At 41.2% G+C, this 16731-nt stretch carries 13 protein-coding genes; 6 read left to right on the forward strand and 7 right to left on the reverse strand.

What is annotated here, in order from left to right:
• Positions 1-66 precede the first annotated feature (66 nt).
• Both N7E81_RS13820 and N7E81_RS13825 read right to left on the reverse strand, forming a co-directional pair.
• A complete protein-coding gene (locus tag N7E81_RS13820; protein WP_263050180.1) occupies positions 67-1491 on the reverse strand; it encodes a hypothetical protein in 1425 nt (474 codons plus the stop codon).
• Between the two features lie 171 nt (positions 1492-1662).
• Positions 1663-2094 (reverse strand): hypothetical protein, encoded by a 432-nt coding sequence (locus N7E81_RS13825; RefSeq protein ID WP_263050181.1) that lies wholly within the window; start codon positions 2092-2094, stop codon positions 1663-1665.
• A gap of 92 nt (positions 2095-2186) precedes the next feature.
• Between N7E81_RS13825 and N7E81_RS13830 the strand changes: the two genes are divergently transcribed.
• Complete coding sequence (locus N7E81_RS13830) at positions 2187-2663, forward strand: nucleoside deaminase (protein WP_263050182.1); 477 nt, start codon at positions 2187-2189, stop codon at positions 2661-2663.
• Between the two features lie 15 nt (positions 2664-2678).
• On the opposite strand, the gene N7E81_RS13835 is transcribed toward N7E81_RS13830, so the two are convergent.
• The 5 genes from N7E81_RS13835 to N7E81_RS13855 form a co-directional block, all read right to left on the reverse strand.
• A complete protein-coding gene (locus N7E81_RS13835) occupies positions 2679-5066 on the reverse strand; it encodes a leucine-rich repeat domain-containing protein (RefSeq protein ID WP_263050183.1) in 2388 nt (795 codons plus the stop codon).
• Between the two features lie 4 nt (positions 5067-5070).
• Positions 5071-5904, reverse strand: a complete 834-nt coding sequence (locus N7E81_RS13840) for a hypothetical protein (protein ID WP_263050184.1) — start codon at positions 5902-5904, stop codon at positions 5071-5073.
• Positions 5901-6455: a hypothetical protein gene (locus N7E81_RS13845; RefSeq protein WP_263053090.1), complete on the reverse strand. Its 555-nt coding sequence runs from the start codon at positions 6453-6455 to the stop codon at positions 5901-5903. The genes N7E81_RS13840 and N7E81_RS13845 overlap by 4 nt, the downstream gene beginning before the upstream one ends.
• Positions 6456-6504: 49 nt before the next feature.
• A complete protein-coding gene (locus N7E81_RS13850; RefSeq protein ID WP_263050185.1) occupies positions 6505-6990 on the reverse strand; it encodes a nucleoid-structuring protein H-NS in 486 nt (161 codons plus the stop codon).
• 117 nt (positions 6991-7107) lie between these two features.
• Positions 7108-8145, reverse strand: a complete 1038-nt coding sequence (locus tag N7E81_RS13855) for a sensor histidine kinase (RefSeq protein ID WP_263050186.1) — start codon at positions 8143-8145, stop codon at positions 7108-7110.
• A gap of 196 nt (positions 8146-8341) precedes the next feature.
• Here N7E81_RS13855 and N7E81_RS13860 point away from each other — a divergent pair, with 196 nt between their 5' ends.
• From N7E81_RS13860 to N7E81_RS13880, 5 genes are all read left to right on the forward strand, one after another.
• The gene (locus N7E81_RS13860; protein WP_263050187.1) at positions 8342-9280 is read left to right on the forward strand and encodes an aldo/keto reductase; all 939 of its coding nucleotides are present in this window, start codon (positions 8342-8344) and stop codon (positions 9278-9280) included.
• Positions 9281-9386: 106 nt separating this feature from the next.
• Entirely contained in the window at positions 9387-10436 is a 1050-nt protein-coding gene (locus tag N7E81_RS13865; protein WP_263050188.1) for a Gfo/Idh/MocA family oxidoreductase, read from the forward strand.
• Between the two features lie 107 nt (positions 10437-10543).
• Positions 10544-10942 (forward strand): hypothetical protein, encoded by a 399-nt coding sequence (locus N7E81_RS13870; RefSeq protein ID WP_263050189.1) that lies wholly within the window; start codon positions 10544-10546, stop codon positions 10940-10942.
• Positions 10943-11082: 140 nt separating this feature from the next.
• On the forward strand, positions 11083-15456 hold the full coding sequence (locus N7E81_RS13875; protein ID WP_263050190.1) for a CusA/CzcA family heavy metal efflux RND transporter: 4374 nt from the start codon (positions 11083-11085) through the stop codon (positions 15454-15456).
• A gap of 11 nt (positions 15457-15467) precedes the next feature.
• Positions 15468-16682: an efflux RND transporter periplasmic adaptor subunit gene (locus N7E81_RS13880; protein WP_263050191.1), complete on the forward strand. Its 1215-nt coding sequence runs from the start codon at positions 15468-15470 to the stop codon at positions 16680-16682.
• Positions 16683-16731: the final 49 nt, after the last annotated feature.

Raw genomic sequence — 16731 nt, forward strand, 5'->3', positions numbered from 1 at the left:
TTTACAAACATGAAGTTAAAGAATTTTGCGTATTCGATTTTAAAGAATGGAGCTTTTGAATTAGGGTTATTCCTTTGTTTTATCTTTGGTGAGCTTACTCTCGTAGCTACTGCGGCTTAGTACCTGATTCATCATTTTGATTACATCATCTATTTCGATAGAAGTATTGTTGATGTGCTTGAGCATTTCTGGTAGCTCTTCTTGGTTGAAAGCATTTTTGTTGAGCATCAAACTGGTCAGGCCTAGGAGGCGTGAGAGTGGACCACGGAGTTCGTGTGATGTCTGAAAGGCATATTCTTCTAGGTTTTGTAACAATATTTTTCGCTCTTCGTCCTGTTTACTCTTTTCTGTAATGTCTAGCTTATTGAGCCATAACCAGCTGATCTTTCCATTGTCAACTTGTGACGTTACATGGCCGATAAACCACCGATTCGTACCATGGATCGATTCTGTCATGACTTTTCCATTAAGGTGATAGTCATTTTCGACATAGGTTTCCAACAGATTTGTCATTGACTCTTTATGATCCATAATAAAGGATAGGCGTTCGCCAATGAGGGTAGTGGGATCTTTGTGTAAGTATAGTTTTGCAAAAACATGATTACACTCTACTAGCGTCAAATGATCCTGTAAGTGGGCTACTTGCTGTGTTTTTGGCCAGCTTGTATCTAAGGGTGGGTTTAGTTCGAGTCGAGCGATTCCTTCAAAGCTATTGGTAAATAGTTTACGGTATTTGTCCTCACTTTCTAATAGTCTTTCGGTAATACCAATCAACTCATTTTGCTTTTTTCGAAGGTCAGTGGTACGCTCTTCTACTACCTCTTCAAGGTTGGAAGTCAATCTATCTAGCTTGACATTGTTTTCACTTAAATGAATATTTGATTTTTCATAAATGAAAAGCAAATACCCAATAATTAGATTGAAAATAGCCCAATAATAGATAGATGTGAGGTAGGTGTAATCGTTATTGAGGAATGTCTTAGTGAATTCTTGATTTGCATCAAAATGCAATAAGTACGATTGCTGAAAATAAATACAGACTAAACTAAACACCATTAAAAAGCCATATATGATGGGTTCTTTCTTGTACGAAAAGAGAATTTGAGAGACAAGTGATAATCCAATAATACTTAGGTCGAAATGGAAATAATAATCTGGTGAGGTACCCTGTACGACAGGATCTAACACGAGCCAAAAGGCAATCCATGAAAGGATATAAACCCACCTGCTGAGCAGAAATTGGTCTTGACGGTTTAAATAATAACAAAACAATGAAGCACCAGCAAACATCATTCGAGTAAACTGGTCAAAGTTTAACTCATTATAGGGGATTAAGTATTCTTTGTAATCCAATACATATGAAATGAGAATAATGATGGGCACCATCAAAAACATCACATTGGCTAGAATGATCCTTTCCTTAGTAGTTTTTAATTTCTCTGAGTCTGATCCAACAAGAAAAAGTGTACCGATGAAACTATGCTTCGTCAAGAGTTTATTTCTATATAGTATTGAATGTATTTATGTGCTAACAAGTCGAATAGCACGCATCAGATTTGGGTTATAACAAGATAAACGATAAATCTAATAATGCAAAATTAAGCGTAACTACCAGAGTCCTATCGGGCTTTGTATGAATGGTTAGAGCAAGGGATTAACTGATTATTTTTTGGACGAATCCCTTATCTCGAGGATAAGCGAGAGTAAGTTGCATAGTTCGGTGTTGGGTTGCAGGTCATCGAACAGATGAGTATACGATGTAGTAGTGGTGTAGGCTACGAGCTGCGAATGTCTTGCCCCATCGTATGTCCGTTTTTGACTAGGAGAGACTAGTTTTGGCCACTGCTTTGGAGAAGTCTTTTCTAGCTTATTTATAAGTTTACTCCAATTATCGGAGGTGATGATTTGTTTCTGTGTAGTCGCTTTTGCCTCTCTATTTAGTTTTTGTGTGATGATCGAATGATAAGGAGTGATAGTGATCTGCTCAAAATAGGTTCTGGATGTCGATTGAAATTCAATCTTGGTTATCTGGTTAGGTTGAGCAAAAACCGAGTATGTGAGCGCGCTGAATAAAATGAAGGTGAAATATCGCATACGTGTGGTTGAGTATAAACAACAATGATACCATATCATTTTTTGATGAGAAGCTGCATGCCTGCAATGGTCATTATGTATAATTTTAATTTATGAAAAAGCAACAAAAAGAGTATATGCAGGAAGCGATTCGGCTTTCGATTCAAAATGTGACTGCTCATACAGGTGGTCCATTTGGGGCAGTGATCGTGAAGGATGGTGAAATAATAGCCAGGGGCACCAACTTAGTTACTGCTAATAATGACCCTACGGCACATGCTGAAGTGGTAGCAATCAGAGCAGCTTGCACTTTCTTGGGTAGCTATCATCTCGAAGGATGTGAAGTATATACCAGTTGCGAACCCTGTCCCATGTGCTTGGCAGCCATTTACTGGGCGCGACCAGCAGCTGTCTATTACGCCAATGCCAAAGAAGATGCGGCAGCTATACAGTTTGACGATCAGTTTATTTATGAAGAGCTGTCGCGTCCCTTGGCAAAACGAAAGCTTTTCACTCGTCAGATGATGAGGGAAGAGGCTTTGGAAGCATTTCAAATATGGGAGGCGAGCACGGACAAAAAAGAATATTAGTTTTAACTAGTCCAATCAATAAAACGTGATTTCACAATCGGGATACATCGTCTGAAATTCATCCACTTTGCTCTGACTCAGACGAGTATTATAGCATATGAGTGATTTCAAATTTCGCTTATCGAAGACACGATCCAGTCTCCACATGCGTGTATTGCTCACATTGAGACTTTCAAGGTTCATCAAATCATCGACTCCTTTTATACTTTTGATATTGGTGCCAGAGCAATCGAGATGCTTCAAACTACGCACCTCATAAAGGTCTTTGAGGTCTTCTATTGCAGTTTGTGAGATGTTTAAAGTTTCTAGTTTAGTCAATTTAGAAATACCCTCAAGTGAGATGAGTGGGCCGTTAGTACAAGTCAGTTTCAAGAGCCCTTCGTGCATATACAATTCGCTCAAATGGGTTAATTGTATGCGATCTAGTTTGATAGCCTTTAGGTTGATAAAGGCCTGTAGGGGGGCGAGTGATGGTATTTTTTTGTTGACGATTTCAAGCTCTTGCTTTTCTATCAGTCGATGCAATTCGAATGAGCTAGGGTTGGAAAGTCCGAATGTCTTTTGCCATACGGGAGGCAAATTGTTCCACCAAGTCAATACGCTGTCCGATTGATATATGATGACAGTCTGCGGATTTGTAGACAAATGACTAACGACTTGGCTTTCCTCTACGAATGTACCTTCTGTGTCTAGTAGTTCTAATTGGTTCAATTGATTCAATGGTTGAATGTCTTTGACTTTGGTATTCGTTAGGAAGAGTTGCTTTAGCTTTTTGTTGGCTTCTAAGCCATCTAAACTTGCTATAGGCAAGTCTATGCCAGATAGAAACTCTAGATCTTCCATGTCGGAGGTAAAATCAAAGCTCCCAATATCATTACGACTTACGTTGAGATAGCGCAATCTTTTGAATTTTTGCAGGGGAGAAGAGGTGTACAGTTTCTTGTCAGATACATCTAGCGAATCGATGTTCATGAGCATGGCTAGGTCTTCTTTGGTAGGCTCATTGGTGCCCATTTGTGTGCCTAGTACACTTTTCCAATTGGCGGGTAGCGACCACCACCATTGTGTGAGTTGTTGGCTGTTGGTGACTACCACCACAGACGGGTGTTGCGTCATAAATTCAGAAGCTATTTGCTCCGTGACACTAGAGAGATCAGCATAGATTTTTTTCAAATGTGGTAGACCTGCTAATGGAGTAAGTTTGGAGACTTTGGTTTGATTAATCAACAGCTCACTCAGCATAGGGTGATTTTCTAGTCCGTTCAGATTGACAATGCGTGTTTCTGATAGGTTGAGTGTTTGCACTTGAGGCAAACTTTGAAAAACAAATAAATGATCTACTGGGGTTCTAGACAAGTTTATAGCTACTAGTCCCGTGCTATTAGCGAAAAATGTAGGGTCGTCGAATGCCGTGTTTGATAGATTGATGTTTTGCAATGCTTGTAGAGCATTCAACGCATCAAAATCTGTGACAGCAGTACCAGATAAGTTGAGTTGTTTAAGTTTGGATAGTCGTGCCAATGTACTGATGTCGGTGACTCCTGTATTGGACAGATCCAATCGAACCAGTTGGTCAAAATATTCTAATGTTGTAATGTCCACCAATCGAGTGTTTGCAGAGCGTAGGCTATTGAGATGTCGGGCGTATCGTAGGGGGCTGAGATCTGTGATTTTTGTATCACTGATGTCTAATTGCTTCAAGTTCTTCAAGGCTGATAGGGGCTCTAAGTCTAAAACGAACTGATTTCCAGCCAGGTTGAGGCTGTCGAGTGAGGCAATTTTCATCAATGTTTTGCTGTCAATCACTTCAGCAGGTACCAGGCTTTTGAAGATGTTGACCCAGCCAAAGGAAAGGCTTTCCCACCAAAGTTGGAGTTCTTTTTCACGGCTTACTTTCGTGCTGTATACACTTACGATTTTCAGATCGTTGGTCTGTTCGTTGTGGTTTACTTCCAGAAAACGCTTCTTCGTACTATTGAGAGTTTCGTCGTCTAGTGTGGTTCCCTGCAGGGTACTTTCAAAAGATACTAAATAGTAATAGCTGCCATCTTCAGCTTCTATTCTCTCTATTTCTATATTGTTGAAATCGAAATGAATGTCGTTGAAAAAGAAATCTACATCGCGCAAGTAAGCAGATACATCTTTGTTGGTGATTACCTTTCGGTCCAAAATCAAATCATCTTCGATTTGTACTTCCTGATTTTTGAATACTTTCTTGTAGCTCTCCGTGATAATGACCTCTTTGTCGCGAGTAGAGGTTTTATTTCCACCTATGGTGTTGAGCATATATTCGTAAAAGTTCACCAAGCTGCGCACTTCATCTATGCTGCTGTCGTCGGGGGCGGTTTGCGCCTGACTCAGCGTGTATGTGAGGCTGAGTGCCAACAAAAGAAAGTATTTCATCACCTTAATTTTTGTCGTATATGTAGTCCAACATTTGTTGTTTTTGATCGTCGTTTGCCAGAGGAACTAAGCTGGATATGAGCCACCCAGAATTGTACCCTGGTCTGTTGAAATTGGAGATTCCAAAATAATAGCCGTCGATCGCAAAGAAATGGAAATTGACATTTTTCACAGAGGTAAATTCTAGATTTCCTTGATTCAATTCATAAATGAATAGCGTAAGATAGTCTGGCTGAAATGTCCTTGGGGTAAACTGCTCTGCATGTTTGTTGTCCTTCAGGCCTTTACGCAAAGTCATGAAATCTAGTTCGTGACTCATCGGGTGAAGGAATTTCTTCGTTTCAGTGGTGTCTTTGTCAAACCATTTTTTGAATTGACTGAAAGCTACATCGTCGATCACCCATTCATAGCCTTGACCTTGTTGCTGCAAGCGCATGTATAAAGTACCAGAGATTGCACGGCCTTTGTATTTGAATGTGGCACTGACCTCTGCCAACCAGTCGTCTTGATTGAAATCTAAAAAGGCAGGAGATTTTTTGTCAGTGATTTTGGCAATAAATGCTTTAGTCTGATCATTGTCCAATTGATTGGTTTTGGTGTCGAACAAGACGGGCATGTATCTTTTGCGAAGATTGGCATCTCGGTAGCGCTTGTCTGAAGGATAGTAGCGTTTACCATCTTCATCCTCTTCGCCATTGAAGCGTCTAAAAAACTGATTGATTTGTTTGGTAGAGGCTCGGAGTTGCTCTTCAGTATCTTTCATACTATCAGTGAGCCCTTGGCCCACTGATGCATGTATAGATAATAAGGTAATTAGTGCGAATAGGATGCTTTTCATGCAGACGTTTCGGTTACTCTAATGTCGCCCAACATGACATCCCAGAATTCGATGATTCTACCTGCAATCTGCGTTTCTTTCTTCTTCACGTAGATTGTAATGTCTTTTTTAGTGGTGTCTTTGTAGTTCAATGTACCGTCTTTAGAGCTGCCTTCGAATCGCTGATAGACTGTGATTACACCTACAAAAGTACCGTCAGGCTGCTGCTCTAGATCACTCACATAATGAATGTCGTACCATTGGATTTTCACTTTGTCATAATTCAAAGCCATTAGTCTTTCGAAGTATTCTCTCACTTTGTAGTAAGTCACTTCTTCTTTACTGAGCGACGATACGCCCATCTCGCTATCTGTAGCAAATAGCTCTTCGGCTCTGTTCATCACACGCTGGGCTTCGGAAAACTGGGTGTCCTTTTTACCGATAATACTGATGTATTTACTCAGGTCTTTTACCTTTTCTAATGCTAGCGAATCGATGGCTTGTTTTCTCTTCGGGTCTATTGTACTTTGGCCAAATGCGCTAGCGGTCAGCAAGAGAGCCAACGATAGCATGGTATATTTGATTATTTGCATGTCTTTAATTTCTTTTCAGGTGATATACTTATTTTTTTAATACCAATTCTTTGATATTTCCATTGCTATCATAGACTACTTCTTCTACTTCTGCAGGTTTGCTCTTAGTGTCTTTCAAGTAATCTAAATACTTACCAATGGTAGTAGGTTCGTCGTAGTCAGGATTAGCCCCATCATGATAGATCACCACTAGCACAGGTGCTTCTGATGAGCTAAACATCGTCAGTGCCTCGTCGATGCTGGCGTTGGCCGCAGCAGTTGACGGAGCGCTTGATACTGCTCTCATGTACTTGTTGAGCTTTTCCTCTTTTGTAGGTATTTTTTCGGGTATTCTTTCCTCTACTACAGGTGTTTCTTCTACTTCATTCACTGGGACTTCATCTTCTTCTACTTCTTCGATAGGGGCAGTGACTTGTGCCAGATTTTTCTTGCTTTTGCAAGAAGAGACACTGATAATCATAGCGATCAAGATCACGAGTGAAAGGGGAGAGATATTTAATGTTTGTTTTGTCATGGTTGAAATAATTTGAATGTGTTTATTAAGATTCTTTTGTTCAAACTTGTTGCGCATATACAAATAGCGTTCCAGTTGAGATTAACATTTCATAAATAGTTTTATTTAGTTCCGTTATTACTTGCTTACCATCTCACAGGCGGTAGCCATAGGCAAGTTGATTTCAAATGTTGTTCCTTTACCTATTTCACTATTCACAGTTATTTTACCACCCAGTTGTTGGCATAGACTTTTAATAATTGATAAGCCTAATCCGTTGGAAGGTTCTCCATTGGTGGGTTTAGCCGAAAGGCGTGTAAAAGGTTTGAACATTTTGAGCTGATCTTGTTCACTGATCCCTGGTCCTTCATCTCTTATTATGAGATTCAGATTATCATTTTGGGAATGAATGTCGATGTGTATCGAAGTGCCTTGCACAGAAAATTTGATGGCGTTGGACATCAGGTTGTCCAATATTCTGGAAAGCAAGCCAGCATCTGTACGTATGTCAAGATCAAAAAAATCTCCAGTTAGGATTAGTTTTTGGTTTTTTGATAAAAGGGCCTTTTCGAAGTTGGCTTGCCAGTTTTCGATAAACGGCCCTAGTGCTATATCTGATAAATTTAATATAGGTTTTTGGTTTTTGGCTTGGTTGATGTCCAACAAATCTTGAATCATGTTATTGCCATTTTTTACAACCGAACGGATCTTTGATATGTAGTCTTGTTGGTCTTTATTCAAATTGCCTTCCATGGAAATGAGTTGGGTCAGTCCTTCTATGTTGTTGAGCGGTGTTCTCAAATCGTGTGCTACTATACTGATGATCCCATCTTTTTCTCTGTTCAGATCAGATAATTTCGAATAAGAATTGGTCAAATGTTCGAAGGCCTCTTCAATGGCCATGTTTTTCGTTTTGATTTCTTCGTATGCTTTTTGAAGCGCATTGGATTGATTTTGTAGCTCTTCTTTTTGCTTGGAAATTTCACCTGTGCGTTGTGCTACTTTACGTTGTAGTATTTGACGTTGTATTCGTACCCGACGGCTATTGAGTAGGATGACAACATAGATGCCAATGCATACGAAAATACCTAGGAGAATAAACAATCCATAATTGATATTTTCTGCGTCTATTATGAATGATATAAGTAGTGCTGCCGCTACTTTTTGGCCAAACATGCTTCTTTCTTTATCTGCTTCTGTACTCTAACTCGAAAATTAGGGAGGTTATTCGTATTAACCTTTATTCTTGATGAAAAAATTATTGAAGGATTGAAATTTATTTCAAAAATCAACCTCTGATCGTAGTAGAACATTTTTGTTTTCTTGAACCCGATATATCGTATAGTTTTGTTTTATACAAATAATCATACGTATGAAAATTGGCTTAGGTACAGCGGCTATTGGTCGTCCTCAATATATCAATATCAAACCATCTCCTACGACCTCTTTTGAGTTGGAAGCCTTTCGTCAAGCAGGGCTTCATACTTTGGATGAGGCTTATGCTGCTGGTATTCGCTACTTTGATACGGCACCAGGCTATGGTATGGCAGAGCAGTTGCTAATCGATTGGCTAGAGCGACAGGAGGATTTGGAGATTGAAATAGCTACTAAATGGGGTTATGAATATGTGGCCAATTTTGACCCAAATGCTGAAATACACGAACTGAAAAATCACAGCTTGGCACAATTGGAAAAACAATGGAAATCGTCTAAGGCACTTTCTCCTAGACTGACCACATTGCAAATTCATTCGGCAACTTTCGATACGGGAGTGCTCGATGATGAAAGTGTCTTGCAAAGACTGGCTGAACTGAAAGTTGAGCATCAGTTGGTTATTGGATTAAGCTGTACAGGGGACAATCAAGTAGATGTGCTAAAATATGCGTTGGATATTCAGGTAGAAGATCAGCAGCTCTTTGATGTGTATCAGGTGACCTACAATATTTTGGATCAAAGTCTGGCTAGTATTATTAGTGAGTTGGAAGATAAGCGTGTTGTAATTAAAGAGGGTTTGGCGAATGGTAGATTATTTAGAAATGAAAATTATTCGAATTACCATAGATTGTATGATCGATTAGAGCAAATGGCAGAGCAATACGACGTAGGGATAGATGCCGTAGCTTTGCGTTTTTGTTTGGATACAGTAGATCCATTTATGGTGTTGAGTGGTGCAGCCAATGCAAAGCAGTTGAGAGAAAACCTAAAGGCAAATACGTTTCAACTTACTCAAGATGAAATAGCAGAGTTGAAGGTATTTTCACAATCACCGAAAGCTTATTGGGCAGAGCGAAAACAATTATCCTGGCAATAGGAGGGGCGTCGGCGCTACTTTGAGATGATCGATTGATATACTAATTTCACCAAGACATTGTGGGACGAGCAACATGTGTAAGGCTTCTCCCGTCTACATTACAATCATGATGAAAAAAATACATGCAGCCCTTCTTTCTTTTGGTATGTCCGGAAGAGTTTTTCACGCCCCATTTATAGATGTCCATCCTGGATTTGTTTTGTCTGGGTCATGGGAGCGATCCAAAAAGGAAATTCAAAAACATTATCCCGAAGCAACAAGCTATGATTCGCTGGAAAGCGTACTGCATGATGAGACTGTCGATCTGGTCGTGGTCAATACGCCAACATATACTCATTATGAATACACCAAATTAGCACTTGAAGCAGGTAAGGATGTGGTGGTGGAAAAGGCTTTTACGACTACTGTGGCAGAAGCAGAAGAATTAGCAGCTCTGGCCAAGTTGAAAAAAAGGAAATTATCTGTTTTTCAAAACAGGAGATGGGACAGTGATTTTAAAACGGTGCAATCGGTTATCGATAGCGGTGTGCTTGGCCGATTGGTTGAGGTCTCGTTTTCCTACGATAGATTTAGTCCCAAACTTAGCTTGAAAGGCCATAAAGAGAAACAAGGGCCAGGGGCAGGTATTGTCAAGGATTTAGGGCCACATCTCATCGATCAGGCTTTGTGCCAATTTGGTTTTCCTCAGTCTGTATTTGCGAGTATAGCGATTACTCGTGAAGACTCCTTGGTGGATGATTTTTTTGAAATTTTATTGTACTATCCTCAGATGTTGGTGCGACTGCGGGCAAGTTATTTTGTGAAAGAGCCCGTGCCTTCTTTTATTGTATATGGTACGCAAGGAGCATTTTTGAAGGCTCGTGCAGATGTGCAAGAAGCCGATTTGCAAGCATCTAAAAGGCCAGGCCATGACGGATGGGGTACCGAACCTAAAGAAGCATTTGGTATTTTAAACTATGAGTTGGAAGGGAAAGACGTTCGTAAAGAGGTACCAGCTTTGCAAGGAGACTACCGCCAGTATTATGAAGGAATCTATCAAGCCCTAACTCAAGATGCTGAGGTACCTGTAAGTGCTGAGGATGGTATAAGAGTGATGAAAATTATCGAAGCGGCATTTTTAAGTGCGAGCGAAAAAAGAGTGATCTCTTTGGCCTAAAAAATCAATACCTATACAGCAATATGCCAACCATAACGATGATGTCAATTTTCTATTTTCAGCTTACTTTCTCTACTTTGAAATAAAGTACTAGCTTTACTCTTGTAATGAAATCATTGATCGCCATACTATTTGCAACACTGTTTTTTCTGCAGGCTTTTGTGCCTAATATGGATTTGTGTTGTGAAGTGCCCAAAATTCCAGTGCTTTTTGAGCATTACAAGGAGCATGTGGCACACGATGGTATTTCATTTTTTGATTTTTTGAATTTGCACTATGGGACTGACCAGGAGTCGGCCGCTCACCATCATGGTGATGAACACGACGAAAAGCTGCCACTACATGGCGAGCACCAGTGCAATCATGCGCCCATGTATTACTGCTCACTAGAGGTGCCATTTCAAATGTCATATCAGACATTTCCTATGGATATTACTTTCGGGTTTTATTCGTTTTCACTTACATCTGAATATTCAGAAAGTCCTTTTCAGCCTCCCAAGGCATAGTTGTTCCCATTTTTTTGAAAAAGATAGACCAGCAAAGCATAAGCTTTTTAGTATGGGCTAATCGAGGTGTATCTTATTTTTTAGCACGACTGTCATGTAGTGCTTATTCATTTTTAGAATAACTATTTAATACTATATATATGTTAGATAAAATCATTCGATTTTCAGTCGATCACAAGCTTATTGTGGGCTTGTTTACACTTGGACTGATCATCTGGGGCATTTTTTCATTGGCGCAGTTGCCTATGGATGCAGTGCCCGATATTACCAACAATCAGGTGCAGGTTATAACTACGTCTCCGACATTGGCGGCAGAAGAAGTGGAGAGACTGATTACGTTTCCAGTGGAAGTTACTATGGCGACTATTCCAGAAATAGAGGAAATTCGTTCGTTCTCGCGCTTTGGTTTGTCTGTCGTCACGATCGTATTCAATGAGCGTGTAGATGTGTACTGGGCACGCCAGCAAGTAAACGAGCGCATGGCGGAAGTAGAAGCACAAATACCTCCTAACGTAGGCAGGCCGAGGTTGGCACCAGTCACCACGGGGTTGGGCGAAATCTACCAATACGTAATCAGTACAGCACCAGGGTATGAGAGCCAGTACGATGCTCGTCAATTGCGTAGCATACAAGACTGGATTGTCAGGAGGCAGTTGCTGGGTACACCAGGAGTTGCGGATGTCAGTAGTTTTGGAGGGTACCTCAAACAATACGAAATAGCCATTAACCCTGATCGCCTCAATGCCATGCAAGTATCTATTGCTGATATTTTTGAAGCATTAGAATCGAACAATGAAAATACAGGCGGTGCTTATATCGAGAAGAATATGACGGCTTTATTTATCAGAAGTGAAGGATTGGTCGGGAGTATGGAAGACATTGAGAATATCGTCATTAAAAATCACGCTGATGGTATTCCTGTTTTGATCCGAGATGTGGGCAAAGTGCAGCTTGGTCATGCGGTGAGGTATGGCGCCACCACGCGTAATGGAGAGGGCGAAGTAGTAAGTGCTATCGTCATGATGCTCAAAGGTGAAAATTCAGCAGAAGTAATTAAAAATATCAAAACACGTATTGAGCAAATTAAAAAGACCCTGCCAGAGGGGGTGACGATAGAACCGTTTTTGGATCGAACCAAATTGGTAAATACAGCAATAAGTACCGTAACTAAAAACCTAACAGAAGGTGCGCTGATAGTCGTATTTGTACTGCTTTTGCTTTTGGGCAATATTAGAGCAGGACTTATTGTGGCTTCGGTTATTCCTTTGTCTTTGTTGTTTGCTTTTAGTATGATGAATCTCTTCGGTGTGTCAGGTAACTTAATGAGTTTAGGAGCTATAGATTTTGGACTGATTGTGGATGGTGCGGTCATTATTGTAGAAGCCACTATGCACCACCTCGGGCTACTAAAGTGGGGCAGAAGACTCACTCAGCAAGAAATGGATGATGAGGTATATGCCTCTGCTAGCAAAATTAGAAACTCGGCCGCTTTTGGCGAAATTATTATTCTGATTGTGTATTTGCCGATTTTGGCATTGGTAGGCACAGAAGGCAAAATGTTTGGACCTATGGCACAGACGGTAAGTTTTGCTATCCTAGGTGCCTTTCTGCTATCACTCACGTATGTGCCTATGGCTTCCGCTTTGTTCCTCAGTAAAAAAGGAGAGCACAAAGCCAATGTTTCAGACAAAATTATGGCGTTTTTTCATCGCCTATACGATCCGTTGATACGTTGGGCAATGTATAAAAGACCTTGGTTGCTCGCATCAACTTTGGCTCTTTTTACCTGGGCGCTATACACCTTTTCTGTTATGGGCGGGGAGTTTATCCCTACTCTAGAAGAAGGTGATTTTGCTGTAGAAACCCGAGTGATTACGGGCAGTTCCCTGCAAAACACCATTCAAGCGACCACGCAAGCCGAACAGTTATTGTTGGAGCAGTTTCCAGAAGTACTGCAAGTAGTGTCTAAAATAGGGTCTGGTGAAATACCTACCGATCCTATGCCTCCAGAGGCGGCTGATTTGATGATTATTCTAAAGGATAAAAGTGAATGGGAATCGGCTTCAAATAGAGAAGACCTGGCCAATTTAATGTCCGAAGCGCTGGAGGTGATCCCAGGTGTTACGTTTGGGTTTCAGCAGCCGATACAGATGCGATTCAACGAACTCATGACTGGTGTGCGGCAGGATGTGGCTATCAAAATCTATGGAGAGGATCTAGATCAATTGTCCGAGTATGCACAGCAAATAGGTGCTATTGCATCGGGCGTGTCTGGAGCTGTAGACCTCTATCTCGAAGAGGTAACAGGTGTGCCGCAAATTGTGATCGACTACAAGCGTAATCAGTTGGCTAAGTATGGTTTGCATATCAAAGAAGTGAATCAGACGATTCAAGCAGCATTTGCTGGCGCATCGGCAGGGCTGGTTTATGAAGGAGAACGTAGGTTTGACTTGGTGGTTCGTCTGAAAGAAATACATCGTTCTGGTTTGCAGGATGTTAGAAATCTCTACATCTCCAGACCCGATGGGCATCAGATTCCACTCTATCAATTGGCGGATGTACAAATCAAAGAAGGGCCTTATCAAATCCAGCGAGACAATACACGCAGAAGGATCATTGTGGCTTTCAATGTTAGAAATAGAGACGTGGAGAGTGTAGTCACAGAAATGCAAGACAAGATCAATCAATCTATTGTATTTGCACCAGGCTATTCGGTATCGTACGGAGGACAGTTCGAAAATTTGATCGAAGCCCGTCAACGTTTGAGTGTGGCAGTTCCTTTGGCTTTGTTGCTCATCTTTGTATTGTTGTATTTCACCTTTCAGTCGGTAAAACAAGGTATTCTGATTTTTACAGCTATTCCTTTGTCTGCCATCGGAGGCATTTTTGCGCTTTGGTTGCGAGATATGCCATTTAGTATCTCGGCAGGTGTTGGGTTTATCGCTCTTTTTGGTGTGGCTGTGCTCAATGGCATTGTATTGATCGGGGAGTTTAACCAACTCAAAAAAGAGGGTGTTTCAGATGTGTTTGAGCGAGTATTTAAAGGTACAGCGATACGACTTCGCCCAGTGATCATGACGGCGTCTGTTGCGTCATTGGGTTTTTTACCTATGGCTTTGTCTCATTCCTCTGGTGCCGAAGTCCAGAAACCATTGGCTACTGTTGTGATAGGTGGGTTGATTACGGCTACGTTTTTGACTTTGATCGTATTGCCTATTCTTTATTATTATTTTGAGAAAGGGATAAAGGTCAAACCAGTTGTCGCTCTGTTGTTGATTGTGAGCTTGTTCGTCGCTAACCCGCAAAAAGTCATGGCACAAGCGGCTCCAGTGGTTTATCAATCGCTTGATGAAGTGCTAGATGTGGCGCTAGTAAATAACCCCACGCTGAAAGCAGAAGATTTGTATGTACAGCAGCAGCAAGCGACCAAACAAACCAGTTGGAACCTGCCTAAAACGGATGTAAGGTGGACGCATGGGCAATACAATAGCGTATATGATAATGACAATCAGTTTAGTATCAGTCAACGGTTTGAGTTTCCGACGGTATATGCCAATCAAAGTAAATTGGCGCAAGCCAAAGTGGAGCATAGCGAACAGCGAAAAGCCATCACACAAAACGAACTGGTGAAAGAAGTGAAGGCGGCTTGGTATGCGCTGTGGTATGCCAAAAGCAAGGCTTTACTTTTAAAGCAACAGGACAGTATCTATTTGCGCTATGCCGAAGCTGCCAGTTTACGCTATGCTACTGGTGAAAGCAATTTGCTAGAGAAAGCAACGGCTCAGTCGCAGGTAGCTGATATAGAAGTGATGCTTGCTCAAAACAAATCGGATATAGAGATTTTACGTACGCGGCTTCGTACATTGCTAGATACAGAAACGGTGAGGCAGGCCGATTTAGGGTATTTGACAGCAAAGAAGTTTGCTATATCACCAGATTCTGTTTCGCTGGCGGCCAACCCTACCTTGCAATGGTTTCAGGGACAGATAGATATTCTAGATCAGGAAAAAGTGGTGGAAAAATCTCGACTGCTGCCAGACATTACGTTGGGTTATGTGAATCAATCGCTCAATGGTCCTGGACTTGATATAAATGGTACTCCAGTCAATTACAGTTCTAGTGATCGGTTTTCTAGTTTTCAAATAGGGGTGGCTTTGCCGATTTTTGGGTCGAAGTCACAGCTGTCAGCCGTCAAGGCGGCAGAGCTCAAAAAACAAGTAAGTACAGCACAATTAGAAGCTGCCACCAATGAAGTAAATGGGCAATGGCGTGCGCTGATTCAGCAATACAAAAAGCACAGAAATAGTTTGAATTATTATGAAAACAATGCCTTGCCTCAGGCTGATCTGATTTTGGCACAAGCCCAGAAAGGATTTGAAGGAGGAGAGATAGGCTATGTGGAATATACTCAAGGGCTCGACCGAGCTTTGAACGTGAAGTTCAACTACTTCGCCATACTCAATGAATACAATCAGACACTCATACAAATCGAATTCATTTCTGGAATTCAATAAATAAAATAGATATGAACAATACATTTAAAAGATATAAACAGCTGTTGGCTTCAGCTATGGTATGGTCGCTTGTGATGAGTGCTTGCACTTCGCCACAGGTAGCAGAAGAGGATCATCATGAGGAAGAGGACTTGGTAGAGCTCACCCCAGCGCAATTTGAGCGTGCAGGAATAGTCATGGGTAAAATAGAAAAACGTACAATAGGTTCGGAACTCAAAGTAAACGGTATGATCGATGTGCCTCCGCAGAGCAATATTTCAATCAATATGCCTTATGGGGGCTTTGTGAAATATACGGAAATGCTGCCTGGTACACAGGTGAAAAAAGGTCAGTTTTTGGTGTCTATCCAAAACCCTGAATTTATCCAGTTTCAGCAGAGTTACCTCGAAAGCCTAGCCAGTAGAGAATACCTCAAAATGGAGTATGAACGACAAAAATCGCTTTTTAATGAAAAGGTAGCCTCGGGCAAAAACTATCAGCAAGCCAAGAGCAATTACCTGTCTAACGAAGCTCGACTACAGGCGATGAAGGCACGTTTGGAACTGATAGGATTCAATCCAAAACGGATCGCAGAGGAGCAGGTGAGTGCTGTGGTCAATATATATTCTCCAGAGAATGGATCGGTCAGAGATGTATATACCAATATAGGTAAATACGTGAACCCTCAGGATGTGATTATGGACATTACCAATGCGGACGATTTACATGTAGAACTTACTGTTTATGAAAATGATATACCTAAGATAAAAACTGGTCAGCGTATTCGATTTTCATTGGCTAATGAAGAGTCGATTTGGAGAGAAGCTGAGATTTTTTTGGTAGGGAGTGGTGTACGAGAAGATCGATCGGTGACGGTACATGGTCACCTCAAAGAAGAACAGTCCGATTTAATGCCTGGTATGTATGTGAATGCCAAAATTGAAATAGGAAGTCATGAGGTTTGGGCAGTGCCAGCCGTATCGATAGTGAGATTCAATGGGAAACATTACCTATTTACAGCAGCAGCAGCAGCAGCAGCAGCAGCAGCGGCTCACAATGAAAAAGAAGACAATCTTCATTTTGATATGCGGGAAGTGACCGTTGGTGCTACCGAAGACGAGTATACGGCCATTGCCTTGGTGGATGATTCTGTGAAAGTAGAGACGTTGGGCGTAGTGGTGAAGGGTGCCTTTACTTTATTGGCCAAAGCCAAAAACAGTGAAGAAGAGGGTGGACATCATCATTAGAGATTAACCTCCACTATTTATAACAGGCTTGTACACTTCTGATAAGATG

Origin of the sequence: Reichenbachiella carrageenanivorans, assembly GCF_025639805.1 — a bacterium.
GTDB lineage: Bacteria > Bacteroidota > Bacteroidia > Cytophagales > Cyclobacteriaceae > Reichenbachiella > Reichenbachiella carrageenanivorans.